The sequence below is a fragment of the Microbacterium helvum genome, from assembly GCF_014779795.1.
Taxonomy (GTDB): domain Bacteria; phylum Actinomycetota; class Actinomycetes; order Actinomycetales; family Microbacteriaceae; genus Microbacterium; species Microbacterium helvum.
This window is the reverse complement of sequence record NZ_JACXZS010000018.1, coordinates 19609-34694: the sequence shown is the minus strand read 5'-3', so window position 1 is coordinate 34694 and position 15086 is coordinate 19609. Positions and strand designations below refer to the sequence as shown.

At 70.8% G+C, this 15086-nt stretch carries 11 protein-coding genes; 7 read left to right on the top strand and 4 right to left on the bottom strand.

Features of this window, described 5'->3' with window-relative positions; all coding sequences use genetic code 11:
* Window positions 1–80: 80 nt before the first annotated feature.
* Entirely contained in the window at window positions 81–686 is a 606-nt protein-coding gene (locus tag IF188_RS19605; RefSeq protein ID WP_191173493.1) for an isocitrate lyase/phosphoenolpyruvate mutase family protein, read from the top strand.
* 115 nt (window positions 687–801) lie between these two features.
* Here the strand turns inward: IF188_RS19605 and IF188_RS19600 are convergent, their stop codons facing one another.
* Both IF188_RS19600 and IF188_RS19595 read right to left on the bottom strand, forming a co-directional pair.
* A complete protein-coding gene (locus IF188_RS19600) occupies window positions 802–2496 on the bottom strand; it encodes an MDR family MFS transporter (protein WP_191173492.1) in 1695 nt (564 codons plus the stop codon).
* Window positions 2497–2509: 13 nt separating this feature from the next.
* Window positions 2510–3151 (bottom strand): TetR/AcrR family transcriptional regulator, encoded by a 642-nt coding sequence (locus IF188_RS19595; RefSeq protein WP_191173491.1) that lies wholly within the window; start codon window positions 3149–3151, stop codon window positions 2510–2512.
* Window positions 3152–3374: 223 nt separating this feature from the next.
* On the opposite strand from IF188_RS19595, the gene IF188_RS19590 reads away from it, so the two are divergent.
* The 4 genes from IF188_RS19590 (at window position 3375) to IF188_RS19575 (ending at window position 8225) form a co-directional block, all read left to right on the top strand.
* Window positions 3375–4310 (top strand): aldo/keto reductase, encoded by a 936-nt coding sequence (locus IF188_RS19590; RefSeq protein WP_191173490.1) that lies wholly within the window; start codon window positions 3375–3377, stop codon window positions 4308–4310.
* A 303-nt stretch (window positions 4311–4613) separates the two neighbouring features.
* Window positions 4614–6326: an IlvD/Edd family dehydratase gene (locus tag IF188_RS19585; RefSeq protein WP_191173489.1), complete on the top strand. Its 1713-nt coding sequence runs from the start codon at window positions 4614–4616 to the stop codon at window positions 6324–6326.
* Window positions 6313–7221, top strand: a complete 909-nt coding sequence (locus IF188_RS19580) for an SMP-30/gluconolactonase/LRE family protein (protein WP_318152960.1) — start codon at window positions 6313–6315, stop codon at window positions 7219–7221. The genes IF188_RS19585 and IF188_RS19580 overlap by 14 nt, the downstream gene beginning before the upstream one ends.
* Complete coding sequence (locus tag IF188_RS19575) at window positions 7218–8225, top strand: zinc-dependent alcohol dehydrogenase (RefSeq protein ID WP_191173488.1); 1008 nt, start codon at window positions 7218–7220, stop codon at window positions 8223–8225. The genes IF188_RS19580 and IF188_RS19575 overlap by 4 nt, the downstream gene beginning before the upstream one ends.
* A 153-nt stretch (window positions 8226–8378) precedes the next feature.
* Here the strand turns inward: IF188_RS19575 and IF188_RS19570 are convergent, their stop codons facing one another.
* Window positions 8379–9404, bottom strand: a complete 1026-nt coding sequence (locus tag IF188_RS19570; RefSeq protein WP_224752192.1) for a YeiH family protein — start codon at window positions 9402–9404, stop codon at window positions 8379–8381.
* A 73-nt stretch (window positions 9405–9477) separates the two neighbouring features.
* Here IF188_RS19570 and IF188_RS19565 point away from each other — a divergent pair, with 73 nt between their 5' ends.
* The gene (locus IF188_RS19565) at window positions 9478–10392 is read left to right on the top strand and encodes a LysR family transcriptional regulator (protein ID WP_191173486.1); all 915 of its coding nucleotides are present in this window, start codon (window positions 9478–9480) and stop codon (window positions 10390–10392) included.
* 226 nt (window positions 10393–10618) lie between these two features.
* On the top strand, window positions 10619–12259 hold the full coding sequence (locus IF188_RS19560) for a glycosyltransferase family 39 protein (protein WP_191173485.1): 1641 nt from the start codon (window positions 10619–10621) through the stop codon (window positions 12257–12259).
* A 103-nt stretch (window positions 12260–12362) separates the two neighbouring features.
* Here IF188_RS19560 and IF188_RS19555 read toward each other — a convergent pair whose 3' ends face one another.
* A complete protein-coding gene (locus IF188_RS19555; protein WP_191173484.1) occupies window positions 12363–14993 on the bottom strand; it encodes a penicillin-binding protein in 2631 nt (876 codons plus the stop codon).
* Between the last annotated feature and the right edge of the window lie 93 nt (window positions 14994–15086).

Genomic DNA, 15086 nt, shown 5'->3' with positions numbered 1-15086 from the left:
GGTTCGCGTGATCGGGCTTGGCCTCATCCAGCATCCGCAACGCGCGCTCACGCATCTCCGCCGAGTACTTCTGATTCATCGTGTTCCATCCTTACTTCAAGAACGGAACGAAACCCAGGGCGATTCACGAAGCCGGCTACGGCGACACCCCCGCCGAGGTCGGCGCGACCGTGGCGCGTGCGGTATCGCTGGGGATCGTCGGCGGCAACATCGAGGACGCCGCGGACGGCCGGCTGTTCGACATCGAGACCGCGACCGCGCGTCTCGCCGCGGCGCGGGGTGCGGCATCCGGCGACAGGTTCGTGCTCAACGCGCGCACCGACGCGTTCTTCGTGGGCGGCGTCGACGATCCGTTCGCCGAGACGGTCGAACGTGCACGGCGGTACCTCGAGGTCGGTGCGGACTGCATCTTCGTTCCCGGCGTGCGCGACCTGGACACGATCCGCCGCCTCGTCGACGAGATCGCCGCGCCCGTGAACATGGTCGCCGGACTCACCGCACCCGTGATCGACGCGCGCACCCTCTTCTCGCTCGGCGTGAAGCGCGTGAGCGTGGGCGGCAGCATCGCGCGGGCCTCGTTCGACACCGTCGAGCGGGCGGGCCGTGAGCTGCTGGAGCACGGCACGCTCGGGTTCCTCGACGGCGCGGTGTCGTACGCCGGGCTGCAGCAGCGTCTCGGGGCCTGATACCGCAGCCGCCGGGCGGAAGCGGGTGCGGCATCCCCTCATTCCCTCAATCGAGGAGGATTGCCGAGATGCGGAGCCGGTACGTCGCGCCCGCTCCGCATCTCGGCGATGGTCCTCAACTGAGGTGCCGGTCCTCGGATGAGGCGGCGGCCTGGTCGCGTGTGCGGCGCCCCGAGCGGCCGGCCGGAGCCGCTGCGGCGCGCTGCTCGGCCTCGAGGCGCTCGGCCTCCTCGCCGCCGATCGCCTCTCCGCGGGCCACCAGCCCGGCGACGTCCGACAGCGGGATCTGCTTCAGGAACAGCGCCAGCACGAACGCGGCGGCGATGAACGGCACCAGGTACCAGAACACAGGGGCCAGCGCGTCGGCGTACGCGTCCACGACGCCAATGCGGATCGCGTCGGGCAGATCGTTCAGCACGGACGGATCGATGGTCGAGGTCGCCTCACCCGCCTGTTCGGGCGAGGCGCCGGCATCCGTGAAGACCTTGGTGAGGTTCTCGGTGAGCCGCGTCGTGAAGAGCGTGCCGAACACGGCGGTGCCGAGCGCGGCGCCCACCTCGCGGAAGTAGTTGTTCGTCGAGGTGGCGGTGCCGAGATCCGACGCGGGCACGGCGTTCTGCACGACGAGCACCACGACCTGCATGATGCAGCCGAGGCCGACGCCGAACAGGAACAGGTAGACGCAGATCAGCCAGATCGGCGTCGACGCCGTGAGTGTCGTCATTAGGATCATCGCCACGCCGACGATGAGCGTGCCCACGATCGGGAACAGCTTGTACTTGCCGGTCTTGGTGATCAGCAGACCCGACGCGATCGAGGTGCCCATCACGCCGACCATCATCGGCAGCATGAGCAGACCGGATGCCGCCGCCGACGTTCCCGACGACATCTGCAGGAACGTGGGCACGAACCCGAGCGCGGCGAACATGCCGATGCCGATCGCCATGCCGATCGCGGTGGCGTTGAGGAAGATCGGGTTGCGGAACATCGAGAGCGGCATGATCGGATCGGCCGCTCGCGACTCCGTGAAGATGAACAGCCCCGCCGAGGCGACGAGGCCCGCACCCCAGGCCCACGTGGCACCGGAATCCCAGCCGAAGTCGGCCGAACCCCCGAAGTCGGTGAAGAAGATGAGGCACGTCGTCGCCACCGACAGGAACAGTACTCCGAGCCAGTCGATCGGCTTCTCGGCCTTCTTGTTGGGCAGCTTCAAGGCGAAGACGGCCACGAAGAACGCCGCGATGCCCACCGGGATGTTGATGTAGAACGCCCACTGCCACGTCAGGTGGTCGACGAAGAAGCCGCCCAGGAGCGGACCGGCGACGGCGGCCAGGCCGAAGATGCCGCCGAGCGGGCCGAGGTACTTGCCGCGCTGGTCGGCCGGCACGATGTCGGCGATGATCGCCTGCGACAGGATCATGAGACCGCCGCCGCCGAGGCCCTGGATCGCGCGGAAGACCACGAACATCCAGAAGTCGGTCGCGAACGCGCAGCCGATCGAGGCGAGCGTGAAGATCGCGATCGCCACCATGAACAGGCGGCGACGGCCGAGCACGTCGCCGAACTTGCCGTAGATCGGCATGACGATCGTGGTGGCCAGGATGTATGCGGTCGTGATCCACACCTGGTGCGAGACGCCGCCGAGCTCGCCGACGATGGTCGGCATGGCCGTCGACACGATCGTCTGGTCGAGGCTCGACAGCAGCATGCCCGCGATGAGCGCGGAGAAGATGATCCAGATGCGCCGCTGCGTGAGCAGGAACGGCGCGTCCCCGCCGGGCTTGGCGGTCGGGACGGTGGCGGTGGTCATTCGGGTCTTCCTGTCAATCCGGTCTGCGTGTCAGCGCTGTCTGCGTGCTGAAGAGGTCGCGCGCCGCGCCGATGCGCCGCTCGAAGATCTCGATGAAGGTGCCGGTGTCGCCGGCGGCGAGGAACTCGCCCGCCGCGGAACGCACCACGGCGCCCACGATCTGGGCGGCCACCTCGGCGCGCAGGTCGCCGGGCTCCAGGCCCTCGCGCTGCACGATCAGTTCGGCGTCGTAGCGCTCGCCTTCGGCGCCGAGCTCGAGCATGCGCGCGAGCAGCCGTGGCTCTTTCTCGACCGCGCGGAACAGGTCCTGCACGGTGTCGGGGGCGATGTCGAGGGCGCGCCAGCGCTCCTCGGCGAGCACGGCGAGGTCGGTCAGCAGGTTCGGCGACAGCCCCGGGCTGTCGGAGCCGCCGGCGACGAAGCGGTCGACAGCCGCGGCATCCGATCGCTCGAGAGGGACGCCGAGCACGGCGTCGTCCTTCGAGGCGAAGTAGTTGAAGAAGGTGCGCCGCGAGACGTCGGCCTCGCTGCAGAGCTCCTCGACCGTGAAGCCGGCGAGTCCGTGCTCGGCGGTGAAGCGCCGTGCGGCGCGGATGAGCGTCCGCGTCGTCTCGGCGCGCCGGCGCTCACGCAGCCCATCTGCACTATCAGTCACATCATGCAGTTTTGCACTAATATTCTAATCGTGCAAAATGGCCGTGCTGGTCGCCGGAATGGCACGACGGCCACGCAGTGGTCCGGGCCGAGGCATCCACTCCGCGTGTCAGAATCGCGAAAGGATATGTTGCCGCCAGGCGATGCGGCGCAGACAGACCCTCTCAGGGTCCACCCGGGCGCACAGTCGCTTCGCCGAGCCCTCGGAACGAAAGCAGAAGAGAATGAAGACCATCGGCCTCGCCGGCATCGATCGCCCCGCACCCGAAGTGGTGCTCGGCCTGATGCGGATCCAGGACCTCGACGACGACGCCGTGCGCGCGCTGGTGAACACGGCCCGCGATGCCGGCATCGACTTCATCGACCACGCCGATATCTACGGCAGAGAGCTGCACGGCTGCGAGCGACGGTTCGCCGAAGCCATGCGGCTCAGCCCGTCCGAGCGCGAGCAGCTCACGATCCAGACCAAGGCCGGCATCGTGCGGGAGGGGCCGTACTTCGACTTCTCGTACGAGCACATCGTCGAATCGGTCGAGGGCTCGCTGCGCGCCCTCGACACCGACTACGTCGACATCCTGCTGCTGCATCGTCCCGACGCGCTCGTCGAGCCCGACGAGGTCGCGCGGGCCTTCGACGATCTCGAAGCCACGGGCAAGGTGCGCGCCTTCGGCGTCTCGAACCACACGCCGCGTCAGATCGATCTGCTCAAGAAGTCGGTGCGCCAGCCCATCGTCGCGAACCAGATCCAGCTGTCGATCACGCACGCGCCGTCGATCGCGCAGGGCGTCGCGGCCAACATGCAGGGCGAGGACCAGTCGCTGACCCTCGACGCCGGCGGCATCGTGGACTACTGCCGCCTGCACGACATCGCCATCCAGGCGTGGTCGCCGTTCCAGGCCGGCTTCTTCACCGGCGTGTTCCTGGACTCGCCTGACTACCCCGAGCTGAACGCCGTGATCGACCGGCTCGCCGCGCAGTATGACGTGCCGCCGATCGCCATCGCCGTGGCGTGGATCACTCGTCACCCGGCGATGATGCAGGTCGTGCTGGGCACCACCACGCCGGACCGCGTCCGCGGAGCCGCGCAGGGCTCCGACGTGACCCTGACGCGGGCGGAGTGGTACGAGCTGTTCCGCGCCGCGGGCTACCGCGTGCCCTGAGGCGCGTCCGCGCCAGCGGCTGTCGGGGGCGCTGAGGCGTCGGCCTGCGGCATCCACTCGCTCCGTCCTGGCGGCGTGGCACCGCCGTTCAACAGGTCAACCGGCGTTGTGCAAGAGGAACGGGCTGGATCCGTCCTGTGGAAGCGCGGTTGACCTGTTGAGGAGGTGAGGGATGCCGGCGGCCGCGGCGCGAGGATGGCCGCTCTTCACCAGGCCCGTGGCAGAAGCGCGCGTCGCGCGGAGGATCGGGGAGGATGGCGGAAGGCCCGGGCGGTGGCGCACGGGCGGGACGAGAGGTCGAGGATGACGCTTCGAAGTTCGCAGTGGTATGCGGGGGATGACCGGAACGCGTACATCCATCGGGCGTGGATGCGCCGCGGGGTGCCTGACAGTGCGTTCACGGGTCGTCCGCAGATCGCGATCGCGAACACGGCGTCGGATCTCACGCCGTGCAACGCGCACCTGTCGGAGGTGGCGCAGTCGGTGAAGAACGGCGTCTATGAGGCGGGTGGCATCCCGCTGGAGCTGCCGGTGGTGTCGCTGGGTGAGACGAACGTGCGGCCGACGGCGATGCTGTGGCGCAATATGGCGGCGATGGCCACGGAGGAGATGCTGCGCGCGAATCCGATCGACGGGGTGGTGCTGCTGGGCGGGTGCGACAAGACCATCCCGGCGCTGCTGATGGCCGCGGCATCCGTCGACCTGCCCGCCGTGGTGGTGCCGGGCGGGCCCATGCTCACCGGTCACTTCCGGGGTGAGGCGTTGGGGTGCGGCACCGATGTGTGGCGCCTCAGCGAGGAGGTGCGGGCCGGGACGCTGAGCGAGGCGATGTTCCTGAAGAGCGAGTCGTCGATGATCCGCTCGAAGGGGCACTGCAACACGATGGGCACGGCGTCGACGATGGCGCTGGTCGCGGAGGCGCTCGGGACGGTGATCCCGGGGCTGGCCGGCACGCCGGCAGCGGATGCGCGGCTGCTGGAGGCTGCGCACGACACGGGCCGGTTCGCGGTCGAGCTGGTCGCGGAGGACCGTCGCCCGTCGTCGTTCCTGACGAAGGGCAGCTTCCACAACGCGATCGTCGCGCTCGCGGCGATCGGCGGGTCGACGAACGCGGTCGTGCACCTGCTGGCGATCGCCGGGCGCCTGGGCATCGACCTGTCGATCGATGACTTCGACCGGATCGGGGCGGAGGTGCCGCTGCTGGTGAACCTGCAGCCGGCGGGCCGGTATCTGATGGACGACCTGTTCCGCGCGGGTGGGTTTCTCGCGGTGCTGCGCGAGGTGCGCGATCTGCTCGATCCCGAGGCGCTCACCATCACCGGCAAGCCCCTGGTCGACTATCTCGACGATGCGAAGATCTGGGATGCCGACGTCATCACGCCGCGCGAGTCGCCGCTGCAGTCGCACGCCGGCATCTCGGTGCTGCGCGGCTCGCTCGCCCCCGGCGGCGCGCTCATCAAGCCCGCGGCCGCGTCGCCGCACCTGCTGAAGCACCGCGGCCGGGCGGTCGTGTTCGACTCGATCGAGGACTTCCACGCCCGCATCGACGACCCCGACCTCGACATCGACGAGAACAGCGTGATGGTGCTGCGCGGCTGCGGGCCGAAGGGGTACCCGGGCATGCCCGAGGTGTCGAACATGCCACTGCCGACCAAGCTGCTGGAGAAGGGTGTGCGTGACATGGTGCGCATCTGCGACGGCCGGATGTCGGGCACGGCCTACGGGACGGTCGTGCTGCACGTGACTCCGGAGGCGGCCGCGGGCGGACCGCTGGCGCTGGTTCGCACCGGCGACTGGATCAGCCTCGATGTGCGTGCCCGGCGGCTGGAGCTCGACGTGCCCGCCGACGAGCTCGTCCGCCGCGCCCCCGACGCCGCGACCGTGGACGGCTTCGCGAACCCGCGCCGCGGGTGGGAACGCCTGTACGTCGATCACGTGCTGCAGGCCGACCAGGGGGCGGACCTCGACTTCCTCGTCGGCGCCTCCGGATCGGAGGTCTCCCGTGAATCCCATTGAGCCGGGCTACGCCGACGTTCCGCTCCTCGCCACGGCCGAGCCGGCGACCGACGAGCCGCAGTTCCTCGGCGAGGGGCCGACGTGGGACCCGATCCGCGAACGCCTGCTGTGGGTCGACATCATGGCCGGGGCCGTCCATGTCGGTCGCCTGCACGACGACGGCCGCGTCGAGCCGCAGAGCCGGATCCAGACGCCCGACTCCGCGGGCGCCGTCGCGGTCGCCGCCGACGGCGCACTCGTCGTCGCCGGGACCAGCCGGCTGCATTACGTGTCGGGCGACGGTGCGATCTCGTCCGGCCGCGAGCTCGTGACGGGCGAGGGTCGCCGGTTCAACGACGGCAAGCCCGACCCGGCGGGCCGTTTCGTCGTGGGCACCCTCGGGCCCGGCGATGAACTGCTGCTGCGCGTCGAGGCCGGCGTCGATGAGCCGACGACCGTCATCGACGACGACCTCACGCTCTCGAACGGACTCGCCTGGAGCGCCGACGGCCGCCGGTTCTACAGCGCCGACACCGGAAGCTCCCGCATCTTCGTCCGCTCCTACGATCCCGCGACCGGCGCGACCGGACCGCGCACCGTCTTCGCCGCGCTCTCCCACGGCCACCCCGACGGCATGACGATCGACGCCGACGACCACGTGTGGGTCGCGGTGTGGGGCGGCGGCTGCGTGCTGCGGTTCGCGCCAGACGGACGCCTCGTCGGCCGCGTCGACGTGCCGGCACCGCACACCACGTGCCCGGTGTTCGCCGGTCCCGAGCTCGACACGCTCGTGGTCACCACAGCGACCGAGCATCTGACGCAGGCCCAGCGCGACGCCCACCCGCTGTCGGGGCGGGTGTTCACGGCGAGACCCGGGGTCCGCGGCATCCCTCCGCTCCTGTGGGGCGGACGATGAGGGCGCTCGTCATCACCGCCCCCGGGCAGGCCGAGGTGCAGGACGTCGCCCCGCCGGTCGCGGCGCCGGGCGAGGTGGTCGTCGACGTGCACCGTGCGGGCATCTGCGGCACCGACCTCGAGTTCTTCAGCGGTGATATGGCATATCTGCACTCCGGCCACGCCGCGTACCCGATGCGCATCGGGCACGAGTGGACGGGCGCTGTCTCAGCCGTGGGCGCCGGTGTCGATCCGGCCTGGATCGGGCGCCGCGTCACAGGCGACACGATGCTCGGCTGCGGTGAGTGCCGCCGGTGTCAGCACGGTCGGCAGCACGTGTGCGAGCGCCGTCTCGAACTCGGCATCCGCGGTGGCAAGCCCGGCGCGCTCGCTGAGAAGGTCGCGACGACCGTCGCATCGCTGCACCGACTGCCCGATTCCGTCGACGACACGATGGGTGCCCTGGTCGAGCCGGGCGGCAACGCCTTCCGCGCGGTGCAGGGCGCGGCGCTGCGGCCAGGCGATCGCTGCCTCGTCCTCGGACCGGGCACGATCGGGGTGCTCAGCGCGATGTTCGCGCGCGCGGCGGGAACCGAGGTGCACCTGCTCGCGCGCGATGACGCCTCGGCGGCGTTCGCCCGATCGCTAGGCTTCGACGAGGTCTGGACCGAGCAGACGCTCCCCCGCCTGCCGTGGGATGCCGTGGTCGAGGCATCCAATTCCCCGACACTGCCTGCGCGGGCGCTCGAGCTCGTCGAACCCGGCGGGCGCGTGGTCTACATCGGACTCGCCGGCGTCCCGAGTCGCATCGACACACGCGACCTCGCCCTCAAGGATGTGACGGCCGTCGGCGTGCTGAGCGCCTCGCCGGGACTGGCCGGCACGATCGACGCCTACGCCGCGGGCGTCGTCGACCCTCGCCCCCTCGTCGCCGCGACCGTCTCGCTCGACGACCTGCCCGCGATCCTCGCGGGCGTGCGGCCGCCTGCCGCCGGCCCGGGCCCGAAGTTCCACGTCGCGCTCTGACCGCGGGTCGGGTCCGGTCGCAGGTCGGGTCCGCCCGATGCCGTGCGGGGCCCTCCGCCAACAGGTCAACCGCACTTCCGCAGGAGATTCCGGCACCGTTTCTCCTGTGGAGCCGCGGTTGACCTGTCGAAGTGAAGAGGGGGATGCCTCGGCTCAGCCGAGCCGGCCGGTGAGGGCGAGCACGCCCAGCGCCGTCGCGGTCACCAGCAGCGAGAGCGCCGCGCCGAGCGCGAGCGGGCGCCAGCCGGCCTGGCGGATCGCGCCGAGGTCGGTCGAAAGGCCGATGCCCGCGAGCGCGGCCGCGATCAGCAGGCCGCCGGCGCTCGCCATGACAAGGTGCGCTCCGGCGGAGATCAGGCCGGCCGAGTGGGCCAGCACCATGACGACGAACCCCACGATGAACCACGGCACCAGCGTGAGGATGCGCCACGGCTGCCGCAGCAGGCTCGACGCACCGCCCTGCGGCTGACGCAGCGCCAATCCCACACTGATCGGCACGATCATGAGCGTGCGCACGAGCTTCACGACCACCGCGAAACCGAGTGCTCCCGCGCCGAACGTCGTCGCCGCGGCGACCACCGAGCTGGTGTCGTTGATCGCGGTGCCCGCGAGCAGGCCGAACGTGTGGGCATCGAGTCCGAGCGCGTGGCCGAGCAGCGGGAAGGCGACCGCAGCCGCGATGTTGAACACGAAGATCGTCGACACGGCGTAGGCGATCTCGCCGCTCGTCGCCGCGATCACCGGAGCCACGGCCGCGATCGCCGATGCGCCGCAGATGCCGGTGCCGACGCCGATCAGCGTGCGCAGGCGTCCGTCGATCCGCATGGCGCGCCCGAGGCCCCACGCGGCGAGCAGGCACACCGTCAGTGTGCTGAGCATGACCGGCAGCGATTCAGCGCCCACAGTGATGACGTCCTGCAGCGACAGCTGGGCGCCGAGCAGCACCACGGCGGCTTGCAGCAGCCACTTCGCCGAGAACGCGATGCCAGGCAGCGTGCGTGCGCCCGGCCGCCGGATCGCCGCCACCGCCACGCCGATCGCGATGGCCGGCAGAGCGCTGCCGACCACCGGAGCGATCGTGCCGAGAGCGAGCGAAACGGCGCCGATCGCGAGGCAGAGGGCGATGCCGGGGACCAGCTGGGCGGAGCGGGGTGCGAGCGGGGCGGAGCGGAACACCATTCCACGTTCGCTTTTCACCTCGCGCTCCGGTATCCCCGGCGGATGCGTAGGGGTACAGGCGTAGGCTGTGGCAATGGGGTACGTACCCGACATCGAGGCCCTGCGGCTGCTGCGCGCGGTGCTCGAGAGCGGCTCCATCTCGGCCGCCGCGCGCGAGCGCGGTGTGACGCAGCAGTCCGCATCGGCACGACTGCGCGCCATGGAGCGCGCGCTCGGGCTCGAGCTGCTGCTGCGCTCGCCGCACGGCGTGACCGCCACGCCTGCGGGCGAGGTCTTCGTCGCGTGGGCCGACGACCTGCTGCACGCGGCCGACCGGCTCGAGACCGGAATCGGGCAGTTGCGCGGCGAGACCGGCCGCGAGCTCTCGGTCGCCGCCAGCCAGACCGTCGCATCGCACCTGCTGCCGCGCTGGCTCGTGACGCTGCGGTCGGCGCAGGTCGCTGCCGGGCTCCTGCCGACCGAGGTGCGCCTGCTCACCGCGAACAGCGCCGACACGTGTGCACGGGTGCGGGGCGGTGAGGCATCCCTCGGCTTCATCGAGAGCCCCGAGGCATTGACGGACCTGTCGAGCCGCGTCGTCGCGCGGGACGAACTGGTGGTCGTCGTCGCGACGGACCATCCGTGGGTGGTTCGGGATGCCGTCCCCCTGGCAGAGATCGCCGCCACCGGCCTCGTCGCCCGCGAGCTCGGCAGCGGCACGCGGCGCAGCTGGGAGCTCGTCGTCGAGGAGCGGCTGGGTCACGCGCCGGCCGCGCCGGCGGTCGTGCTCGCGAACACCGCCGCGATCCGGTCGACGGTGGCGAGCGGCTTGGCGCCGGCCGTGTTGTCGAGCCGCGTCGTCGCCGACGACCTGCGTCTCGGGCGCCTGGCCCGGGTCCCGGTCGACACCCCGCCGATCACCCGCCCGATCACCGCGATCTGGCGCGGCGCCGCGCGCGACCTGTCGCCGGTGGCGCGGGATCTGCTGGAGGCCGCGCATGTCGCGTGAGCGCCCCACCCGGTCGTTGAGCGAGCGGAGCGAGACGACGCCTGTCGGGCCAGCCGTGCTCGCGGCTCACGCGCGTGGGCTGGGTTCTTGAGAGCGTCTCACCGCGTTTCGTCTTCGCTCGTTCCTCGCTCCGCGGGGCGAGCAGGGGCATGGCTCGAAGTCTAGAGTCGCGGGATCCCTGCCGCGCTCTCGGCCCGTTCACAGAGCATGAGCGCACTCTGGACGGGTGAGCGTCTCACCGGAGAGGTTCGAGCGGGGCCCGGTCACCGCCACCGGTGCGTCCGAGGCGGACCGGACGCCGGCGGTCAGCACTGCGCGTGAGCGCGCGGCGGCGCCGCATGAAGCGCCCGGCGTCGATCCCCTCCGGCTGGGACGCGCCGCCGCGATCATCGGCGTCCTCGCGGCGCTCGTGAGCCTGGCCGGCTCGTGGATCCCGTCCCTGTGGGGCGACGAGGCCGCGAGCGTGCTGTCGGCCACACGGCCGCTCGGCAGCCTGTTCGCGATGTTCCTCCACGTCGACGCGGTGCACGGCGCGTACTACCTGGGACTGCACGGGTGGGTGCGGCTGTTCGGCTCCAGCCCGTTCTCGGTGCGCCTGCCCTCCGCGCTCGCGATCGGCGTCTGCGCGGCGGCGGTCACGTGGCTGTGCGGGCGGATCGGGGGCGGCGGTCGCGCCCCGTCGATCCGCTTCGCGGTGCTCGCGGGGGCGGTCGCCGCGATCCTGCCGAGACTCACCTACGCCGGCGAAGAGGCCCGCAGCTACGCGTTCTCGGCGATGCTCGCCACGCTGCTGTGGGTCGTGGTGGTCGAGATCCTTCGTCGAGGGATGCCGTCACGCCGCGGCTGGGTCGTGTACGCGACCGTGCTGGCGGTCGGCGTCTACGTCTTCCTCTACCTGGCGCTGCTCGCCGTCGCCGTCGGAGTGGTGCTGGCCCTCGCGCCGGAGCGTCGGCGACACCTGCGTCATTGGGCGATCGCCTCCGGTGCGGCGTTCCTCGCGGCCAGTCCGCTGCTCGTGCTGGCGGCGGTCGAGCACAAGCAGATCGCGTTCCTCGCTGACCGCGACCGCGTCTCGATCGACATGGTGCTCGTCAAGATGTGGTTCGGCGCGTGGCCGTTCGCGCTGATCGCCTGGGCGCTGATCCTCGTGGCCGTCGCCGTGTGGGTGGGTGGCCTGGTCCGTCGGCCGTCGACCGCGATGAGCCTCGACCTCGAGGCGATCACCCTCGCATGGCTCGTGATCCCCAGCGGAACCCTGCTGCTGGTCAACGCCATGATCCCCGGCTACACGCCCCGGTACGGCACGTTCGCGGCCCCGGCCGCAGCGATCCTGATGGCCCTCGGGATCCGCCGGCTCGACGGCATCCATTTCTCGAGAAGGATGCCGGGGGCAGGGCTCGCCGCGATGGCCCTGATCGCGGTGCTCGCGGCCGCCGCGCCCGTGTACGTGGGGCAGCGTACGCCGTACGCCAAGAACCAGTCGGACTGGAACGACATCTCCGCGACCGTGCAGCAAGAGGCGCGGGCCGGCGACGCGATCGTGTTCGACGCCTCGGTGCGGCCGTCGCGACGCCCGCGGCTGGCGCTCGACACGAATCCGGCGGCGTACACCGGCCTGAACGATGTGCTGCTCAAGACGCCCTACACCGAGAGCCGGTTGTGGGATGCGACGACCTACAGCATCCCCGAGGCCGCTGCGATCGGGCGCTTCGCGGGCGTGACGCGCGTGTGGCTCGTCGAGTACGAGCGTGGCGCCGCTCCCGACACCTGGGGCGTCGCCGATCTGGAGGCGCTGGGCTTCCGGGTCGCCGATCACATCGACCTGCACCGCAGCGACGTCTATCTGCTCACTCTTCCCGGTCGTTGAGCGGAGCGAACCCGCCCTCTCGCCGGCGTCGCGGGCGTGGCCGGGTCCGATGGGCGGCTCACCACGTTTCGTCTCGCTCCGCTCGCTCAACGACCGGGCGGGGTCAGCCGTCCGTGCGGCCGTTGCCGTTGCCGTTGCCTGGTGTCGACCCGCCCCCGGTGTCCGACCCGCCGCCGTCACCGGTGCCGCCGCCGTCACCGGTGCCGCCGCCGTCACCGGTGCCGCCGCCCGGGTCCGACGGCGCAGGGCCGCTGCTCGGGTGCAGCGTCACGCTGGCGCCCGCGGCCACACGGCCCGCGCCCGGCTCCTGCGAGGCCACGAGCCCTTCGGCAACGTCGGATTCGACGGCGTCGCCCACGCGGACGGTGAAGCCGGCATCCTCGAGCTTCGCCTGCGCGTCGGCGACGCTCATGCCGGTCACATCCGGCAGTGACACCTCGGCGGTCTTGGTGAGCGCGGGGTCCGGGCTCGGGAAGGCGTCGCCGCCGTACGCCGCGTTCGCCGCCGTCTGCACGGCCTTCCCGATGCGGTAGCGGATGTCCGACAGCCGCGTGCCGTCGTGCCAGGTGTTGAACAGGTCGCCGGAACCGTCGGAGTTGCCGGCCCACGTCGCCGTCGTCACCTTCGTGCTGGACTCGATGAGCCAGGTCTGCCACGCCTCGTGCGTGCCGGTCTTGCCGAGCACCGGTGTGCCATCCCACGGGTTGCCCTGCGTGCCGCTGCCGCCCGAGGCCATGACGCCCTGCAGCGCGTACGCGGCGGTCGCGGCGATCTCGGGGTCGAGCACGGAGGTGCACGAGCGTGCGGCCGTCGTGAGCTCTGTGCCGGCGGCATCCGTCACCCGGTCGATCGCCGACGGCTCGCAGTACGTTCCGCCGTTGGCGACGGTCGCGTAGGCGGCGGCCATCGCGAGCGGCGACACCGCGGCGGTGCCGATGACCGAGTTGAGGTCGTCCATCGTGACCGCGCTGCCGTCGGCGAGGGTGACGCCCAGGCGGCTCGCGACCTTCTCGATGTCGCACAGGTCGAGTTTCTCGGCCATCGCGAAGTAGCCGGTGTTGAGCGAGGTCGCCGTGAACTGCAGCGGTGTGCCGACCCTGCCCGCTGCCTTGCCGAAGTTGTTCACGAGCGTCTTGGAGTTGTTCGTCCAGTCGCCCTGGCACGAGTTCGTCAGGTGGGTGAAGACACGCAGCCGGCCGTCGAGCGACTCGTTCAGCGAATGTCCCTGCTCGAGCCAGTCGAGCAGCGTGAAGAGCTTGAACGTCGAGCCGGCACTGAAGCCCGTCGAGCCGCCCGTAGCGAGATCGCCCGCGAACACGATCGACGAGTACGCGGGGTCGCCGTCGTGGGCCGGATCCTCGGTGAAGGTCGTGTTCTGCGCGATGGCGAGGATGCGGCCGGTCGAGGCCTCGAGGCTGACCGTCGTCGAGCCGAACTTGCCGGTCACGGCATCCTTCGCCGTGGGCATCTCGGCGGACGCCGGCGCGTAGGTGCTCATCGCCTGCTCGGCGGCGGACTGCACGCGCGCGTCCAGAGAGGTGTAGACGTTGAGCCCGCCGCGCTGGAGCGTCCGCAGGCGGTCCGCTCGCGTCTCTCCGAAGGCGGAGTCGTTCAGGATCGTGTCCTTGACGTACTGGCAGAAGTACGCGGCGCCGCCTGCCGCCGCGCAGCCGACCCGCGTGGGCGTGATGACCGGGGTGATCGGCTCGATCGCCGCGGCGACGTACTGGTCGTGCGTGATCTTGCCGTCGTCGAGCATGCGGCTGAGCACGTACAGCTGCCGCCCTTTGGTGGAGGTGTAGCCGTCGGCCGCCGCGGTGTACTGGTCCTGCGTGATGGTGCCGTCGGCCAGCAGCGAGTCGAGCGCCGCGAGCTCGTTGCCCTTGACGTCCGCGACAGAGCCGTCGGGCGCCTTGTTGAGCATCGTGCCGTCCGACGCGGTGATCGAGCCGGCGGTTCGGTCGATGCGGTATGTGTTGGGGTTCTGCACCATGCCGGCGAGCGCCGCGGCCTGGCCGAGCGTGAGGTTCGCGGCGGTGGTGCCGAAGTAGTACCGTGCCGCGGCCTCGATCCCGTACGTGGTGCCGCCGAAGTTGGCGATGTTGAGATAGCCGAGCAGGATCTCGTCCTTCGAGTACTTCTGCTCCAGCGCGATGGCGTACCGCATCTCCTGCAGCTTGCGCTCGACGCCCTGCGTGCCGCTGGCTGTCGTCGCGTCCGACCAGCACGTGTACTTCTCTTCGGAGGTCGTCGCGGACGCCTCGCACTGCTGCACGAGCACGTTCTTGACGTACTGCTGACTGATCGTGGATCCGCCCTGCGTCTCGCCGCTGCCGCTGATGTTCGACAGCACGGCGCGCGTGGTGCCGATGACATCGACGCCGCCGTGCTCGTAGTAGCGCGGGTCCTCGCTGGAGAGGATCGCGTCGTACATCGTCGACGACACCTGGTCGTACGTGACCGGGGTGCGGTCCTGCTCGAGGAAGGTCGCGAGCAGCGTGGGCTGGCCGGTGTCGGGGTCGGTCGCGTAGAAGTTGCTCGGCAGCATGAGCTGGTCGATGTCGAGCGTGCTCGGCAGGTCGTCGAACAGCGTGATCGCCTGGCTTGCGGCGGTGCTGGTGAGGGCGACCGCGGGGGTGACGGTGGCGGCGATCAGCACGCCGCTCAGGGCACTGAGGCCCACCAGCCCGGCGATTCCGCCGAGGATCCTTTTCGGGCGCGGCGAATCAGGCATGGTTTCGAGCGTAGAAACCGTCCCTGGACGCTTTCGGGGCGCCCGCTATGCGTCGGGTGGATGCCGGCGGCACATCGTCCGCCGGCACTGCCG

Excerpts from the sequence above, each read along its gene's own strand:
- IF188_RS19565 (WP_191173486.1), top strand. The coding sequence starts at position 9,478 with ATGGGGTACGTACCCGACATCGAGGCCCTGCGGCTGCTGCGCGCGGTG.
- IF188_RS19585 (WP_191173489.1), top strand. The coding sequence starts at position 4,614 with ATGACGCTTCGAAGTTCGCAGTGGTATGCGGGGGATGACCGGAACGCG.
- IF188_RS19575 (WP_191173488.1), top strand. The coding sequence starts at position 7,218 with ATGAGGGCGCTCGTCATCACCGCCCCCGGGCAGGCCGAGGTGCAGGAC.
- IF188_RS19590 (WP_191173490.1), top strand. The coding sequence starts at position 3,375 with ATGAAGACCATCGGCCTCGCCGGCATCGATCGCCCCGCACCCGAAGTG.
- IF188_RS19555 (WP_191173484.1), bottom strand. The coding sequence starts at position 14,993 with ATGCCTGATTCGCCGCGCCCGAAAAGGATCCTCGGCGGAATCGCCGGG.
- IF188_RS19570 (WP_224752192.1), bottom strand. The coding sequence starts at position 9,404 with ATGGTGTTCCGCTCCGCCCCGCTCGCACCCCGCTCCGCCCAGCTGGTC.
- IF188_RS19600 (WP_191173492.1), bottom strand. The coding sequence starts at position 2,496 with ATGACCACCGCCACCGTCCCGACCGCCAAGCCCGGCGGGGACGCGCCG.